Below are 16,769 nucleotides of genomic sequence, written 5' to 3'. Positions count from 1 at the left end.
TGCAGAGGTTCCCTAAGTCGCGGCCGATCTTGTAGAAAATTTACAACATTTTTCGCGATTTTTACGGGCTATTTTTTACAAGCCCCATCCTTATAATCGGCCGCCACAATTCCTGCTTCAGAGGGCCTTCACTTGACGAACTTCACCATCGAATTCGCAAAACTGGGTATGGGGGATGTCGACAAGGTCGGCGGTAAGAACGCATCGCTCGGCGAGATGATCTCATCCCTGGCCGGCGCCGGTGTCAGTGTGCCGGGCGGCTTTGCCACCACCGCGGAGGCGTTCCGTGCCTTCCTGTCCCACGAGGCGCTGGAACAGCGTATTGCCGCGCGCCTGCAGGAGCTGGATGTATCCGATGTCACTGCGCTCGCCGCCGCTGGTGAGGAGATCCGCGGCTGGATCCTGAACACGCCTTTCCCCGCGCAGCTGGAGCGGGAGATCCGCGCGGGCTACGAGGCTCTGGGCGGCGGCGAGACCGCGGTCGCCGTGCGCTCCTCGGCCACCGCGGAGGACCTGCCGGACGCCTCTTTTGCCGGCCAGCAGGAGACCTTCCTCAATATCCGCGGTATAGACGCGGTGTTGCGGGCAGTGCATGAGGTCTTCGCCTCCCTGTACAACGACCGCGCCATCGCCTACCGCGTACACACCGGCTATGCGCACGCCGGCGTAGCCCTGTCGGCCGGTATTCAGCACATGGTGCGCAGTGAGACGGGCGCGGCCGGGGTGGCGTTCACGCTGGACACCGAAAGCGGCTTCCGCGACGTCATTTTTATCACTGCCGCCTTCGGCCTCGGGGAGACGGTGGTCCAGGGCGCGGTCAACCCGGACGAGTTCTACCTGTACAAGCCGGCGCTCGATGCCGGGCGCCCGGCGATACTGCGCCGCAACCGCGGCAGCAAGGCGATCAAGATGGTTTACGACCAGAGCGGCGAGTGTGGGCGCTCGGTCAAAACAGTGCCGGTGCCCGACGAGGACCGCCTGCGTTTTGCGCTCAGCGACGAAGAACTGACCAGTCTGGCGCTGCAGGCGCGCAAGATCGAAGAGCACTACGGCCGCCCGATGGACATCGAGTGGGCCAAAGACGGCGATACCGGCAAGCTGTTTATCGTGCAGGCCCGCCCGGAAACCGTGCGCTCCCGCGACCAGGGTACCAGCATCGAGCGCTACCACTTGCGCGAGCGCGGCGAAGTGCTGTGCGAGGGCCGCGCCATCGGTCAGCGCATCGGCGCCGGACGCGTGCGGGTGCTGGAGTCCGTCGAGGACATGGCGTCCATGCAGGACGGCGAAGTGCTGGTGACCGATATGACGGACCCGGACTGGGAACCGGTGCTGAAGAAGGCCAGCGCGATTGTCACCAACCGCGGCGGCCGCACCTGTCACGCGGCGATTATCGCGCGCGAACTGGGCATCCCGGCGGTGGTCGGTTGTGGCAATGCCACCGAGCTGCTCGCCCCCGGCACCCCGGTAACCGTGTCCTGTGCCGAGGGCGATACCGGCTTCGTGATGTCCGGCGAGCTTAATTTCGAGCGCGAGGAGACCGAAGTCAGCGACATGCCCGAGCTGCCGTTCAAGATCATGCTCAACGTCGGCAATCCGGATCGCGCCTTTGCCTTCAGCCACCTGCCGAACCAGGGCGTTGGTCTGGCGCGCCTGGAGTTTATTCTCAATCGCATGATCGGCATTCACCCCAAGGCACTGCTGGAGCTGGATTCCCTGCCGGATGACCTGCAGCAAACCATTCGCGAGCGGATCGGCGGTTACGCCTCTGCGGAAGACTTTATTGTCGAGAAGCTGGTCGAAGGTATCGCCACGCTGGCGGCGGCCTTCGCGCCCAACCGCGTTATCGTGCGCCTGTCGGACTTCAAATCGAACGAGTACGCGCACCTGATCGGTGGCCAGCTGTACGAACCGAGTGAAGAGAACCCGATGCTGGGCTTCCGCGGTGCGGCCCGCTACCGCTCCGCGGATTTCCGCCAGTGCTTTGCGCTGGAGTGTCGCGCGCTGAAGAAAGTGCGCGATGAAATGGGGCTTACCAATGTGGAAATCATGGTGCCCTTCGTGCGCACGCCGGAAGAGGCCGCAGAGGTAGTCGGCTTGCTGGCGGAGAACGGCTTGCGGCGCGGCGAGGCGGGACTGAAGGTGATCATGATGTGCGAGCTGCCGTCCAACGCCTTGCTGGCCGAGGATTTCCTGCAGCATTTCGACGGCTTCTCCATCGGTTCCAATGACCTGACTCAGCTGACGCTGGGCCTGGATCGCGATTCCGGGCTGGTGGCGGACCTGTTTGACGAGCGCAACCCGGCAGTCAAGGCTCTCCTTTCCCGCGCGATAAAGGCGTGCAAAAATGCGGGTAAATATGTCGGTATCTGCGGTCAGGGACCGTCGGACCACAAGGATTTCGCCCGCTGGCTGATGGATGAGGGCATAGACAGTGTTTCCCTCAATCCGGACACGGCAGTAGATACCTGGCTATTCCTGGCCAATGAACAAGATTAATGTTGTCGTCAAAGCGGCCCCCACGGGGCCGCTTTTTCTTTTCTCGCCAAGTGAAGTCGCGTCGAAACTCATCTCCGATCGCGCCGCGTTTGCTGTTCCGTTTTTAGATTTCTGTTGCAACGACAGCCATTAATTTTCAGATTTTTTCCTGCCTTTTATATGGGCGACGTTTCGCTCACACGTTATGGTCAAGCTCCATTTCAATAACGCTTGGTGCATCGAGAATAATTCAATCTAAGTATCCACAACTCCCTCAATAGAATCGAATTAGTGCTAAGGCGAGGCTGGAAGCGGAAACCGCGTTGCGCTTATCGCCGCAAGGCATTTCTCCCGAGCTGTGAAATTACCGAGCGCAGCTCCCGGGAGGTCAGCAGTGCCGGGCGGACTATTTCTTCGGCCGGACTTCAAGCCAAGCAGACAGAGTAGTTGAGGTGAGCTATGCACTCGAACATACGAACCAGAATTTCATCGCTGTACGCCTGCCTGGTACTGGTGCTGGCTGTCTCAATGGGCCAGCCGGCCGCCTGGGCCGATCCCCGCGGGGTCAACTGGTTTGATGATCACGCCGCGGTAAACTCGTCCGGTCCCGCTTCAATCAGGATCAACCTGAGCGAGCAGCGTGCCTATTTCTACAAGGGTGGCAGGCTCATCGGTGTGTCCAGGGTCTCATCCGGTAAAAGCGGATACAGTACACGGCCGGGCCATTTCCGCGTACTGTCAAAGCATCCCAATCATCGCTCGACAATCTACGGCAGCTATGTCGATAGCCGAACCGGCCGCGTCGTGAAGGCCGACGTCAACACGCGCAAGGATCGCCGCCCGCCGGGCACCTATTATCGCGGTGCGAAGATGAATAACTATATTCGCTTCAACGGCGGTATCGGCCTGCACGCCTCCGGCCATGTGCCGGGCTATCCCGCCTCCCACGGCTGTGTGCGTATGCCGCCGCATATGGCTCAGAAGTTTTTTCAGCATGCGCGCGTCGGTACTCCGGTCAGGGTGACTTACTAGGTTCTCAACCCAGGCTCCTACCTCAGGCGCTGACACAGGCGCGTCGATACCGGGTGTTATCCACCGGGGTGATGCCCGGTATTTCTTTGGACGACTGCAATCGCCGGCCGGACTCGCTATTATCCGCCGCACTGACAGTGATTATTCAGAGGGAATTTACGGTGATTTCCACTCCAGATCTTTGCGATGCCCACCCGGAGCTGGTACAGGTGCTCGAGCCGATGTTGATCAACTACGGCGGGCGCGAGCGCTTCGGCGGACAGATTGTGACCATCAAGTGCTTTGAAGATAACTCCCTGGTGCGCGAACTGGTGGCAGAGCAGGGGGGTGGCAAGGTGCTGGTTGTTGACGCCGGCGGCTCAATGCGGCGGGCCTGTCTCGGCGACATGCTGGCGGAGAAAGCCTGTGCGAACGGTTGGGAAGGCATCGTCATGTATGGATGCATTCGCGATGTGGATGAGATTTCTGGGCTAGAGTTAGGGGTACAGGCACTGGGAACTCACCCGATGAAAACGGACAAGAAGGGCATCGGCGAGAAAAACCTGGCCGTGACTTTCGGCGGAGTGACTTTCCGGCCTGGTGAATATCTGTACGCAGACAATAACGGCGTTATCGTTTCCCCGCGGCAGTTGCTCTGACCGCCTGTACAGCTGCTGGGAATCCTGCGCCGAGCGTGACAAAACGAATAGAATCTTGGGTTTTATCACTTGGTTGTACCGGAAGCGCTTGTCTACGGGCTGGTCCTGCTGTCGGCACTGGCCCACGCCGCATGGAATGCGGTGGTCAAACACAGTACCGATGCATTTCTGCAACTGGCGATGATTCGCAGCGTCGGGTTGCTGACGGGCTTACTGTTAGCTTCTCAGCTGCCTTTGCCGGAAGCTGAATCCCTGGGCTTCCTGCTGGGCGGTGCCTGTTGCCAGTACGCCTATTTTTTTCTCCTGACCCGCTCCTACCGCGCACTCGATTACAGTACCGCCTATCCCATTGCCCGCGGTGTCACGCCGCTTCTGGTGACGGGGGCCGCACTGTTTTTTCTCGACGAATCGCTGCGCCCGCTGCAGTTGACCGGGGTGCTGCTGGTCAGCTGCGGCATTCTCGCGCTGCTGCTGAAGGATCGGCGTGTATCGGGCACGGGCATACTGCTGTCCCTGGCCACCGGTATCGCGATAGCGGGGTATACGACCCTGGGCGCCGCGGGAGTGCGGACGGTAAGTCATCCCCTGAGCTTTGTGGCGTGGCTGGAAATACTGTCGGGCGCCGGCATTCTGCTCTCCGTCCTGCTGACGCAGCCGGTGCAGGGGTTCGCCTTTGCGCGCGCCAATATCTTGCGCGGTTCGACATCGGGCGTCATCGCCTCGGGGGGATTCGCCGTCGCGCTCTGGGCGACCTCGGTGATGCCGGTGGCTGCGGTCGCCGCCACCCGCGAGAGTAGCATTCTGTTTGCTTCGGTGATCTCTGTCTGTGTGCTCAAGGAGCGCTTGTCGGTGCGGCGGTGGATTGCGGCGCTGATTATCTTTACCGGCATCGGCGCACTGGCACTCGCTTGAGATCGTCGCCTATCATTGTGACCGGATGTCCCTCACCGTCTTGCGGCGCGGCAACTGCCGAGCCGTATCTGCTTGCCCACGGAAGGTAACAATGAGCGACTTGCGCAAAAAGTGGATCACGGCGCCACTGCTGAACCTGATCAAGAAAATCCTGCCGCCAATTTCTGAAACAGAGCGCGAGGCCATGGAGGCCGGTGAGGTCTGGTGGGATGCCCAGCTGCTGTCCGGCAAGCCAGACTGGGAGCAGTTGCTCAGCATGGGGCCGCCGACCCTGAGCGATGAGGAGCAGGCGTTCCTCGACGGTCCGGTGGAAGAATTGTGCCGCATGGTGGACGACTGGAAGATCTCCTTCGAGGAGCACCGGATCCCCAAGGACATCTGGGATTTCCTCAAGAAGGAGCGCTTCTTCGGCATCATTATTCCCAAGGAATACGGCGGTCTCGGCTTTTCTCCCACCGCGCACGCGGAGATCGTGACCAAAATTTCCACCCGCAGTACCAGCGTCGGCGTGACTGTGATGGTGCCCAACTCCCTGGGGCCGGGCGAACTGCTGATGGCCCACGGTACCGATGAACAGAAGCAGCATTACCTCCCCCGCCTGGCCGACGGCCGCGATATCCCCTGTTTCGGCCTGACAAGCCCCGAGGCCGGCTCGGATGCGGCGGCCATGGTGGACAACGGCGTGGTCTGCTACGGCGAATACAAAGGCGAAAAGACCCTCGGCATGCGCGTGAACTGGCACAAGCGCTATATCACCCTGGGCCCGGTGGCGACGGTGCTCGGGCTCGCCTTCAAGCTCTACGATCCGGAGCATATTCTCGGCGAAAAAGAGGAACTGGGCATTACGGTAGCCCTGGTTCCCACAGATACCGAGGGCGTCACCATCGGCCAGCGCCACCTGCCGGCCATGCAGGCATTCCAGAACGGGCCCAACTGGGGCAAGGATGTGTTCATCCCCATGGACTGGATTATCGGGGGCCAGGAAAACGTCGGCCGCGGCTGGCACATGCTGATGAGCGCACTGGCCGCCGGCCGTGGCATTTCACTGCCGTCGCTGTCGACCGGTGGCGCGAAAATGGCGGCCCGCACGACCGGTGCCTATGCGCGCATTCGCGAACAGTTCAGCATTCCGATCGGAAAATTCGAGGGCGTGCAGCGGCGCCTGGCGGAAATCGCCTCGATCGCCTATGTACTCGACAGCGCCCACAAGACAACCACCCGCGCGCTGGATGAGGGGCGCAAACCCGCCGTGGTATCCGCCATCATGAAGGCGCACGCGACGCACGGCCTGCGCGAGGCGATCAATGACGCCATGGACATCCACGCCGGCAAGGCGATCATGGATGGCCCGCTGAACTATATCGGCAATGTATACCGCGCCGTACCGGTCGCCATTACCGTGGAAGGCGCGAATATCCTCACACGCAGTCTGATGATCTTCGGCCAGGGCGCCATCCGCTGTCACCCGTATCTGCTCGAGGAAATGATGGCGGCGGAAAATCCGGATACCGATGCCGGTATCGAGGCGCTGGACAAGCTGTTGCCGAAACATATGTGGTTTCAGTTCAAGACCTTGTTGCGCGGCGTGTTTCACGGCTGGACCGTGGGGCTCTTTGCCAGCAGCCCGCGCGGCGTGGGCGCCGCGGCCAAGTACTACCGGCAGCTGAATCGCTACTCGGCCGTACTGACGCTGGTGACAGAGATATCACTGATGTCGCTGGGTGGGGAGCTGAAGAGAAAGGAACTGATCTCCTCGCGTCTCGGCGATGTACTCAGCGAACTGTACCTGCTGAGCTGCGCCCTGAAGCGCTTCAAGGACGACGGCAGCCCGAAAGAAGACCGGCCATTACTGGAATTCGCGATGCGCGCCGGCCTGCACCGGATCGAAGTCAGTCTGCTGGAAGTCTTCCAGAACTTCCCGCGCCGATTTATCGGCCCTTGGCTGCACTTCCTGACCATGCCCTGGGGCCACAGTGTCCACACTGCCTCGGATCGCCAGGCGCGGGTCTGCGCGGACCTGCTGATGACGCCGTCGGAAACACGCGACCGCCTTACCAAAGGGGTGTTTCTGGGCAATCCCGGCGACGGGGTTGACCTGGTGGAGCAGGCATTCCTCAAAGTCTGTGCCACGGAAGAGGCGCGGGACAAGCTGAAAAAAGGCGGTATTCGGACCCTGAGCCGCGCGACCATCGACGAGGGCCTGGAACGAAAGTTGATCAATGAGGAAGAGGCGGCGTCATTGCGGGATACCGCCGACGCTGTGGATTTGGCAATTCAGGTGGATCACTTCGATCACCTCGGCCGGGAGAGCGCCGTCGCAGGTTAGGATCGGCAACTGACAAGAGAGCGTATGGATGAGTCCCAGGGCGAAAGTCCGCGGCGCTTCGATTGCGCCGAAAAATGCGTGGATGCGGTGCTGGAAAAAATCGGCAAACGCATCGTGCTCGGCTTGCCGCTGGGTATTGGCAAGGCCAACCATTTTGCGAATGCGCTCTATGCCCGCGCCGCCGCCGATCCATCCATTTCCCTGACCATCTTTACCGCGCTTACCCTGGAACGCCCCGTCGGCAGCGGGGAACTGGGGCGGCGTTTCGTGCAGCCGCTGCTGGACCGCCTCTACAACCATTACCAGGACCTGGGCTATACACCAGCGCGGCGCAAGGGATTGCTGCCGGGCAATATCGAGGTGTGCGAGTTTTTTATGCAGCCCGGCACTTATGTCGGCAACGCCAGCGCACAACAGGGCTATGTGAGTGCGAATTACACCCACGTGCCGAGAGACCTGCTGGATCGCGGCGTCAATGTCATTGCACAGATGGTGTCGCCGGGTGGGGCGGATGGGGAGTGTTTCAGTCTCAGCTGCAACCCGGACCTCACGCTGCCACTGCTCCGTCTGGCCGGGGAGCGGGCGGATTACCCGCTGTTGCTGGTGGGCGAGGTCAATCCACAGCTGCCCTATATGGTCGGCGACAGCGAACTGGCCGCGTCTGAATTTGATTTCCTGCTCGAAGGGGATACTTTCGACGCGCCGCTGTTCGCCGCGCCTTCGCTGCCGGTCAGCAATACCGACTACGCGCAGGCATTTCATATTGCCAGCCTGGTTCCCGATGGCGGCACGCTGCAGGTGGGCATCGGCGCACTCGGCGATGCCATCTGCCACGCGCTGCGTTTGCGTCAGACAGATAACCGTGTCTATCGCGACCTGGTACGCGACCTTACCAGCGACGATTCGCTGCAGTTGCGGGAAAAGCTGCCGCCGATGCTCGAGCCGTTCAAGAAGGGGCTCTACGGGGCCAGCGAAATGGTACCGCCGGGCTTCCTGCACCTGCGCCGGGCCGGTGTGCTGACCCGTGAAGTCTACCCGGATGCGGTACTGCAGCGGTTGCTGGACTGCGACGAGATTACTTCCACCGTCAATGAAGAGATGCTGCTGGCGCTGAAAAACAGCGGCCGTATCCGCTGCCCGCTGACGCCCGCGGATACGGAATTTCTGCAGGCACTGGGCATTGTCGATCCCAGCTACAGTTGGCGCGGCCACAAGCTACTGAACCCGCAGGGCGAAGAGGAAGAATGCGACCTGCACAGCGAGCACGGCCGGCGACGCCTGTTGGGCCGTTGCCTCAATGAACAGCTGCAAGGGGGCATCTGGCTGCACGGCGGCTTTTATCTCGGGCCCGAATCCATGTACCAGGAGTTGCGCGAGCTGCCGGACCCGGAGCGCGCGGGTATCGGCATGACATCGATTGATTTTATCAACGACCTGCAGTCGGATCGCGAACTCAAGGCCGCCCAGCGCCGCGATGCACGCTTTATCAATTCGGCGATGATGGTGACGCTGAACGGGGCCGTTGTTTCCGACACTGTAGCCGGCAATCAGGTGGTCAGCGGGGTAGGGGGGCAGTACAACTTCGTCGCCCAGGCCCACGAACTGGCGGGCGCCCGCTCGATCATCGCACTGCCGAGCACGCGTCACAGCAACGGTGAGCGGAGCAGCAATATTGTGTGGGAGTATCCGCAGTGCACAATTCCCCGCCATCTGCGCGATATCGTCGTCACCGAATACGGTGTCGCCGACCTGCGTGGCAAGAGCGACCGCGATGTGATGGTGTCGATGCTCTGTATCTGTGACAGCGCCTTCCAGGACGAGCTGCTCGACAAGGCCAAGGGCGCGGGCAAGGTGGAGAAAGACTACGCAATACCGCTGCAGTTTACCGCCAATACGCCGGAGCGAATCGCAGCGGTTTTCGGCGATGCCGCGGCAATGCAGTTACTGCCGTACTTTCCGCTGGGTACCGACTTCACCGACGAGGAGGCGCTGCTGGCGATTGCCCTCAAGCAACTGAAAGTCGGCAGCAAGAAGTGGTGGAAAATGCTGCCCCTGGTGCTCGCCGGACGCCGCATCTGGAAAGACCACTCAGAGCAATTCGCCTGGGTGCACCGCTGCCTGGCGCGGATGGAGTTCGAGCGCACCGACACCTATGAGCACCGGCTCGAGGCCTATGCCGTAGCGGGCGCCCTCGATAAATTTGTCGACCGAAAGCGCCCCCTGCGCTGGGACTGAGACGCTATCAGCACTTGCTCACCTTGCTCACCTTGCTCACCTTGCTCCCCTTGCTCTGAGCCGCCTGAATGGCAGTCAGGGCGATGGTGTAGACGATATCGTCCACCAGTGCGCCCCGGGACAGATCATTCACCGGCTTGCGCAGCCCCTGCAGCATTGGACCGATACTGACCAGGTCCGCGCTGCGCTGCACCGCCTTGTAGGTGGTGTTGCCGGTGTTCAGGTCCGGAAAAATAAATACCGTTGCCCGCCCGGCCACAGGGCTGTCGGGCGCCTTGGCCTCGGCGACATTTTCCATCACCGCCGCGTCGTACTGCAGCGGTCCGTCAATGATCAGGTCCGGGCGTTTTTCCTTGGCCAGGCGCGTCGCTTCGCGGACTTTCTCTACATCCGAGCCGCCACCCGAACTGCCGGTGGAGTAACTGATCATCGCCACGCGCGGATCTATGCCAAAGGCCCGAGCCGAGTCCGCGGACTGTATAGCGATCTCCGCCAGCTCCTCGGCATTCGGGTCCGGATTGATGGCACAGTCGCCGTAGACCAGTACCTGCTCCGGCAGCAGCATAAAGAACACCGATGACACCAGCGCCGCATCCGGGGCGGTCTTGATCAACTGCAGCGCCGGGCGGACGGTGTTTGCGGTGGTGTGCTCCGCACCGGACACCAGGCCGTCCACCTCGCCCCGCGCCAGCATCATGGTGCCCAGTACCACGTTGTCCTGCAGCTGCTCCCGTGCGACCACCTGGGTCAGTCCTTTATTCCGGCGCAGCGCCACCATCGGCTCCACATAGTCCTCGCGCACCTTGTCCGGCTCGACGATTTCGATTGCGTCCGGTAGCTCCAGCCCCTGTTGTTCCGCCACGCGGTGGATTTCAGCCAAGATGCCGAGCAGCACCGGCCGGGCGATACCGCGCTCGGCGCAGATCACCGCCGCCTTTACCGTGCGGGGCTCGGTGCCCTCCGGCAACACGATACGCTTGTCGGCCTGCCGCGCCAGCTCCGTCAGCTGGTAGCGGAACGCGGCGGGTGACAGGCGTTTCGGCCGCTCCGATTCGACCGCGAGTGACTCGATCCAGCGCTGGTCCAGGTGCCCGGCGATAAAGTCCTGTACCCTGTCGATGCGCTCCAGATCGTCCGCGGGCGTGCGCGTATTGAAGGTCTGCAGCTGCATGGCCGTCTGCCAGGTGTTGGTCTGCACCAGCAGTAGCGGCAGGCCAGTCTCCAATGCCGGCGTGCATAGCTTGTGCACCGTGGCCTGCATCTGGTAACCGCCGGTCAATAGCAGGCAGCCGATTTTCACGCCGTTCATCGCCGCCAGGCAGGCCGCCACTACCACATCGGGACGGTCACCGGAGGTCACCAGCATGGCGCCGGGCACGAAGCGATAGATCATGTTGCCCAGGGAGCGGGAGCAGAAGGTGATGCTGTGCAGCCGCCGTGTTTCCAGTTCGCCCCAATGGATGATTTCCGCATCGAAGTGCCTGGCCAGATCCACCGCCCGCGGTGCCAGCAGATCGGCACTCCAGGGGATGCAGCCGACGATTCGCAGCGGACTCTTGCTATAGAGCGACAGGATATCGAGCTCGCTGCGATGTGCACCGGTTTGCTGCAAGACCCCGCTGATCTCCGCACCCGGTGCATCGGCCATCCACAGCGGCGCGCCCACCTTGTTGATAATGCAACCGACCACCCGCTTGGCTTCCGCGCCGCCGAACAAGGTCGTGGCAAATTCCAGCCGCTCTCTGAGTTGCTGGGTGGAATTTCGGCTGGGGCAGGCCACCAGGACAACTTCCGCATCCAGGGCTTTGGCGATCTGATAGTTCATCTGGTTGGTAAACTGGCTGTCGGGCAGGGGCAGCAGGCCCTCCACCAGCACCACATCAGCGGCCGCGGCGCCCGCGCGGTAGCGTGCCACTATCTCTTCGAGCAGCTCCGACTGCTTGCCGGAGGTGATCAATGCCTCCGCATGCTGCGCACTGAACGATTCCGGGATTTCCAGACCCGATGCCTTGCGCAGTATCGCCGTGGAGCGTTCGTTCCCGGATTCGTGTGTCGGTGGCTCGGCAATCGGCTTGAAAAACGCGACTCCGACGCCGTTGCGCTCCAGCGCGCGGAGTATTCCCAGGCTCACCGACGTTATACCTACGCGGGCATTGAGCGGAACCAACATGATGGTGCGGGACATAGTTCGCTATCCCCGCGCGTCGCGCACCAGCGCCGCTGCGTCCCGCGCAATGATCCACTCCTCGTTGGTCGGTACGACCAGCGCTGCGGGCCCGGGGGCGGTGATGCGGCCCTCGGCGCCGAAGCGGGTCTGCTGATTGCGGGCAGTGTCGAGTTCGTAGTCGAGGCAGCGCAGCCACTGCAAGACCTTCTCGCGGACAAAGCAAGAGTTTTCGCCGATGCCGCCGGTAAACACCACGGCATCGACGCGCAGCAAAGGCACATGGTAGGCGGCGACATACTTAGCCAACCGGTAACAGAAAATTTCCAGTGCCAGGCGCGCGCCCCTGTGGCCGTCTGCAGCGGCTCGCTCCAGCTCGCGGCAGTCACTGCTGAGCTCGGAGACGCCCAATAGCCCGCTGTCGCGGTTCAACAGACGGCTGATCTGGCCGAGGGAATAGTCCAGCGACTCCGCCAGATGGATCAGAATGCCGGGATCCAGGTCGCCGCAGCGGGTGCCCATCACCAATCCTTCTAGTGGCGTCAGTCCCATACTGGTATCGACACTGACGCCGCCTTTTATCGCCGCCACCGAGGCGCCGTTGCCCAGGTGCGCGGAGACGATGTTGGCTTCAGAAATCGGCTTGTTCAGCAGTTGTGCCGCGCGCTCGCTGACAAAGCGGTGGCTGCTGCCGTGCATGCCGTAGCGGCGAATGCGGTGATCGCGGTAAAGCGCATAGGGCAGGGCGTAGAGATAGGCGTGTTCCGGCAGCGTCTGGTGAAAGGCGGTGTCGAACACCGCAACCTGCGGCAACTGCGGAAAGGCGGCCAGGGCGGTGCGGATTCCCAGTAGTCCGGCCGGGTTGTGCAGCGGTGCCAGATCCGAGCACTCGGCGATCGCGTCGATGACAGCGCGATCGATCAGCACCGAGCGGGAAAAATACTCACCGCCGTGAACCACACGGTGGCCCACCGCGATCAGTTGACGCCGCAGCTCCGGCAGATCCTGTTGCAGCATATCGACCAGGAAGTCGATAACGGCACCGTGGGCGGCTCCCGCAGGCAGTTCGCGTTCGGATTTTTCGTCGCTGTAGTTCCACGACAGGGACGGCGCCGGTGTGTCCAGCGCATCGCCGATGCCATCGAGTGCCGTCTCTCCGGACTCCGGGTCCATCACCGCGAACTTCAGTGAGGAACTGCCCGAATTGAGTGTCAGCACTAAACCGGAGCTACGCATGGGGCCCGCCAATAAACCAGACGTATGCCATAAGGCTAGACGCTTCCGGCACATTCTTCGTGGTTGCGGCGGCGAGTCTGCTGGTGGCGCGCAAAAAGGGGCCGCGTCAGCGGCCCGAATCATGCGTGAAGGGATATAGAGGCGTTGCTTACTTGAACTGCTCTTCTTCGGTAGAACCGGTCAGTGCAGTCACGGAGGACTGGCCGCCCTGAATCACATTGGTCATATCGTCGAAGTAGCCGGTACCCACTTCCTGCTGGTGCGCGACGAAGGTGTAACCGCGCTCGGCATCGGCAAATTCCTTCTCCTGCAGGCGCACATAGGCGGTCATATCCTCGCGGGCGTACTCGTAGGCGAGGTTGAACATGCCGTTCCACATGTTGTGGATACCCGCGAGCGTGATGAACTGGAACTTGTAGCCCATCGCGGACAGCTCGCGCTGGAACCTGGCGATGGTGGCGTCGTCCAGGTTCTTCTTCCAGTTGAAGGAGGGCGAGCAGTTGTAGGACAGCAGCTGGTCCGGGTACTCCTTGCGCACCGCCTCGGCGAATTTCTTCGCCTCGTCCAGGTTCGGAGTGGCGGTTTCACACCACAGCAGGTCGGCGTAGGGTGCGTAGGCCAGGCCGCGGGCAATTGCCTGGTCGATCCCGGCTTTCACGCGATAGAAACCCTCCGCCGTGCGCTCTCCGGTGAGGAAGGGGGCATCGCGTGCGTCGCAGTCTGAAGTCAGCAGGTCGGCGGCGTTGGCGTCAGTGCGGGCCAGGACGATGGTCGGCACACCTTCCACGTCGGCCGCCAGGCGTGCGGCGATCAGTTTCTGTATCGCTTCCTGGGTCGGAACCAGTACCTTGCCGCCCATGTGGCCGCACTTCTTCACGGATGCCAGCTGGTCCTCGAAGTGCACACCGGCGGCGCCGGCGCGGATCATGTTCTTCATCAGTTCATAGGCGTTCAGCACGCCGCCGAAGCCGGCCTCGGCGTCCGCGACGATCGGCGCGAAGTAATCGATATAACCGGCATCGCCCGGGTTCTTGCCGGTCATCCACTGGATCTGGTCGGCGCGCTCGAAGGCGTTGTTGATGCGGCGTACCACGGCCGGCACGGAATCCACCGGGTAGAGGGACTGGTCCGGGTACATGGTCTCGGAGGTGTTGGCGTCAGCCGCTACCTGCCAGCCGGACAGGTAGATTGCCTGGACGCCGGCCTTAACCTGCTGAACCGCCTGGCCACCGGTGAGGGCGCCCATGGCGTTCACGAAGTCTTTGTCCGGACGGAAGGAGGGGCGGCCGCCCTCGTTGACCAGTTGCCACAGTTTCTCGGCGCCGCGCTTGGCGATGGTGTTCTCGCGCTTGATGGAGCCGCGCAGGCGTACCACGTCCTCGCTGCTGTAGGTGCGCTTCACGCCTTTCCAGCGCGGATTCTCAGCCCAGTCTTTCTCAATGGCGGCGATCTCCGCCTTGCGATCGTAGTTGCCTGTCGTCATCTCTTGTTCTCCCTCGAAGATCTCGTAAACCAATGGCTGCGATCAGGTATTGAGTGTCTGGCGCCTGCGCAGCAGATTCGGCGATGGCATCGATGACATTCTGGTCGATCAAGACCGAATGGGCGAACCGCTCAATCACTACGGCGTGTGCCGCGTCGCTGCCCAGCGCCGCGCTGCGCTTCTGTCCCGGGGACTTACAGGGGAGCAATGGCCCGGGACTTCCCGGAGCCTTGCCGATACCGCTCATGTACTTTTCGCCACAGTGGGGGTCGAGCAGCGCAAACTTGAGCGAGGAGCTGCCGGAATTCAATACCAGAACCCGGCTTGAAGCTGCCATAGCATCCGCCAAGTCGACACAGTCATTCCCTAAGGCTAGTCGAATTTGGCGCGGTTTTTCCCGCTTCGAACAGATACAAAAAAGGGGCCACAAAGTGGCCCCAAAAAGTGAGTGAATAAAAGGCAGGAGCCAGCTATTCCGAGTTACTTGAACTCCGGTTTGCTGACTGCGAGGCCGCCATGGATGGCGGTCATGCAGGTCAAATGGCCGGGAGCAATTTGGCACAGCGAAGCTGCCCGAAGGGGCGGGCACATGGATGTGCCCGGTGCAAACGCAGGGAGCATTTTTCTGCCTTAGCCGAACTGGTTCATGGTGTTGTCTTTACCCGCAGCTTTCAGTGCGGCCTCGCCGGAGAAGTAATCCTTATGGTCGTCGCCCATGTCGGAGCCGGCCATATTCTGGTGTTTCACGCAGGCGATACCCTGGCGGATTTCCTTGCGCTGCACGCCTTCCACGTAACCCAACATGCCTTTTTCGCCGAAGTACTCTTTGGCCAGGTTGTCGGTAGACAGGGCGGCGGTGTGGTAGGTCGGCAGGGTGATCAGGTGGTGGAAGATACCCGCTTCGCGGGCGGCATCCGCCTGGAAGGTACGGATCTTCTCGTCCGCGACCCTGGACAGTTCGGAGTCGTCGTACTCGGCGCTCATCAGCTTGTCGCGGTTGTACGCGGAAACGTCTCTGCCTTCTTCCTTCCAGGCATCGAATACCTGCTGGCGGAAGTTCAGGGTCCAGTTGAAGGACGGGCTGTTGTTGTACACGAGCTTCGCGTTCGGAACCTGCTTGCGAATCTCGTCCATCATGGCACCGATCTGGCCCACGTGGGGCTTCTCGGTTTCGATCCAGATCAGGTCGGCACCGTTCTGCAGGGAGGTGACGCTGTCCAGGACGCAGCGGGCTTCACCGGTACCTTTGCGGAACTGGAACAGGTTGGAAGGCAGGCGCTTCGGTCGCAGCAGCTTGCCATCGCGATTAATGATGACGTCGCCATTGGCCAGATCGCCCGGTGCCACTTCATCGCAATCCAGGAAGGCGTTGTACTGGTCACCCAGGTCGCCCGGCTCTTTGGTGACGGCAATCTGCTTGGTCAGGCCGGCACCCAGGGAATCGGTGCGGGCAACGATTACACCGTTGTCGACGCCCAGTTCGAGGAAGGCGTAGCGCACCGCACGTATCTTGGCCAGGAAGTCCTCGTGGGGAACGGTTACCTTACCGTCCTGGTGGCCGCACTGCTTCTCGTCAGAGACCTGGTTTTCAATCTGGATACAGCAGGCGCCGGCCTCGATCATTCTCTTCGCCAGCAGGTAGGTGGCTTCCGCGTTACCGAAACCTGCGTCGATGTCGGCGATAATCGGCACCACGTGGGTGACGTGGTTGTCGATTTTTTCGATGATCGCCTTTTCCGCGGCCTTATCGCCGGCTTCACGGGCCGCATCCAGCTCGCGGAACAGGCCGCCCAGCTCGCGTGCATCCGCCTGGCGCAGGAAGGTATACAGCTCTTCGATCAGACCGGAGACCGCAGTCTTCTCGTGCATGGACTGGTCCGGCAGAGGGCCGAAATCGCTGCGCAGGGCGGCCACCATCCAGCCGGACAGGTACAGGTAGCGGCGGTCGGTGTTGCCTGCAAAATGCTTCTTGATGGAAATCATTTTCTGCTGGCCGATAAATCCGTGCCAGCAACCCAGTGACTGGGTGTACTTGGTGAAGTCCCGATCGTAGGCCGCCATATCCCTACGCATGATATCGGCGGTGTATTTGGCGATATCCAGGCCGGTCTTGAACTTGTTCTGGAGGCGCATACGGGCCACAGATTCCGGGTTGATGGCGTCCCAGGAGCTCCCGTTGGCTTCACAGAGCTTGGCTGCCGCTTCGATTTCTTGAGAATAAGTGGGCATGGCGGTATTTCCTTGAAAAGATGACTGCGAAATGTTGTT

The 16,769-nt window shown here is 61.5% G+C and carries 11 protein-coding genes; 6 read left to right on the top strand and 5 right to left on the bottom strand.

The features are described from left to right. Nucleotides 1-132: 132 nt before the first annotated feature. The 6 genes from ppsA to RRF64_RS03400 all read left to right on the top strand — a co-directional run bounded on the left by ppsA (nucleotide 133) and on the right by RRF64_RS03400 (nucleotide 9,618). Nucleotides 133-2,496: a phosphoenolpyruvate synthase gene (gene ppsA / locus RRF64_RS03425; RefSeq protein WP_323844425.1), complete on the top strand. Its 2,364-nt coding sequence runs from the start codon at nucleotides 133-135 to the stop codon at nucleotides 2,494-2,496. Between the two features lie 438 nt (nucleotides 2,497-2,934). Continuing rightward, nucleotides 2,935-3,507: a L,D-transpeptidase gene (locus RRF64_RS03420; protein ID WP_323844424.1), complete on the top strand. Its 573-nt coding sequence runs from the start codon at nucleotides 2,935-2,937 to the stop codon at nucleotides 3,505-3,507. A 161-nt stretch (nucleotides 3,508-3,668) separates the two neighbouring features. After that, complete coding sequence (rraA, locus tag RRF64_RS03415) at nucleotides 3,669-4,145, top strand: ribonuclease E activity regulator RraA (RefSeq protein WP_323844423.1); 477 nt, start codon at nucleotides 3,669-3,671, stop codon at nucleotides 4,143-4,145. Nucleotides 4,146-4,214: 69 nt separating this feature from the next. Beyond that, nucleotides 4,215-5,057, top strand: coding sequence for a DMT family transporter (locus RRF64_RS03410; RefSeq protein WP_323844422.1), 843 nt, complete (start codon nucleotides 4,215-4,217; stop codon nucleotides 5,055-5,057). Between the two features lie 91 nt (nucleotides 5,058-5,148). Further along, entirely contained in the window at nucleotides 5,149-7,383 is a 2,235-nt protein-coding gene (locus RRF64_RS03405; protein WP_323844421.1) for an acyl-CoA dehydrogenase, read from the top strand. Between the two features lie 24 nt (nucleotides 7,384-7,407). Further along, the gene (locus tag RRF64_RS03400) at nucleotides 7,408-9,618 is read left to right on the top strand and encodes an acetyl-CoA hydrolase/transferase C-terminal domain-containing protein (protein WP_323844420.1); all 2,211 of its coding nucleotides are present in this window, start codon (nucleotides 7,408-7,410) and stop codon (nucleotides 9,616-9,618) included. Between the two features lie 7 nt (nucleotides 9,619-9,625). Here RRF64_RS03400 and pta read toward each other — a convergent pair whose 3' ends face one another. The 5 genes from pta to RRF64_RS03375 form a co-directional block, all read right to left on the bottom strand. After that, nucleotides 9,626-11,803: a phosphate acetyltransferase gene (gene pta / locus RRF64_RS03395; protein ID WP_323844419.1), complete on the bottom strand. Its 2,178-nt coding sequence runs from the start codon at nucleotides 11,801-11,803 to the stop codon at nucleotides 9,626-9,628. A 6-nt stretch (nucleotides 11,804-11,809) separates the two neighbouring features. Further along, a complete protein-coding gene (locus RRF64_RS03390) occupies nucleotides 11,810-13,018 on the bottom strand; it encodes an acetate kinase (protein ID WP_323844418.1) in 1,209 nt (402 codons plus the stop codon). A 148-nt stretch (nucleotides 13,019-13,166) separates the two neighbouring features. Continuing rightward, on the bottom strand, nucleotides 13,167-14,501 hold the full coding sequence (gene aceA / locus RRF64_RS03385) for an isocitrate lyase (RefSeq protein WP_323844417.1): 1,335 nt from the start codon (nucleotides 14,499-14,501) through the stop codon (nucleotides 13,167-13,169). After that, complete coding sequence (locus RRF64_RS03380; RefSeq protein WP_323844416.1) at nucleotides 14,455-14,838, bottom strand: hypothetical protein; 384 nt, start codon at nucleotides 14,836-14,838, stop codon at nucleotides 14,455-14,457. The genes aceA and RRF64_RS03380 overlap by 47 nt, the downstream gene beginning before the upstream one ends. A 293-nt stretch (nucleotides 14,839-15,131) precedes the next feature. Continuing rightward, the gene (locus RRF64_RS03375; protein ID WP_323844415.1) at nucleotides 15,132-16,730 is read right to left on the bottom strand and encodes an isocitrate lyase; all 1,599 of its coding nucleotides are present in this window, start codon (nucleotides 16,728-16,730) and stop codon (nucleotides 15,132-15,134) included. Between the last annotated feature and the right edge of the window lie 39 nt (nucleotides 16,731-16,769).

The sequence above is a fragment of the Microbulbifer magnicolonia genome (assembly GCF_035117725.1).
Classification (GTDB): Bacteria; Pseudomonadota; Gammaproteobacteria; order Pseudomonadales; family Cellvibrionaceae; genus Microbulbifer; species Microbulbifer magnicolonia.
Note: the sequence above shows the minus strand (reverse complement) of the source record. Positions and strands in the feature narration are given on the sequence as shown.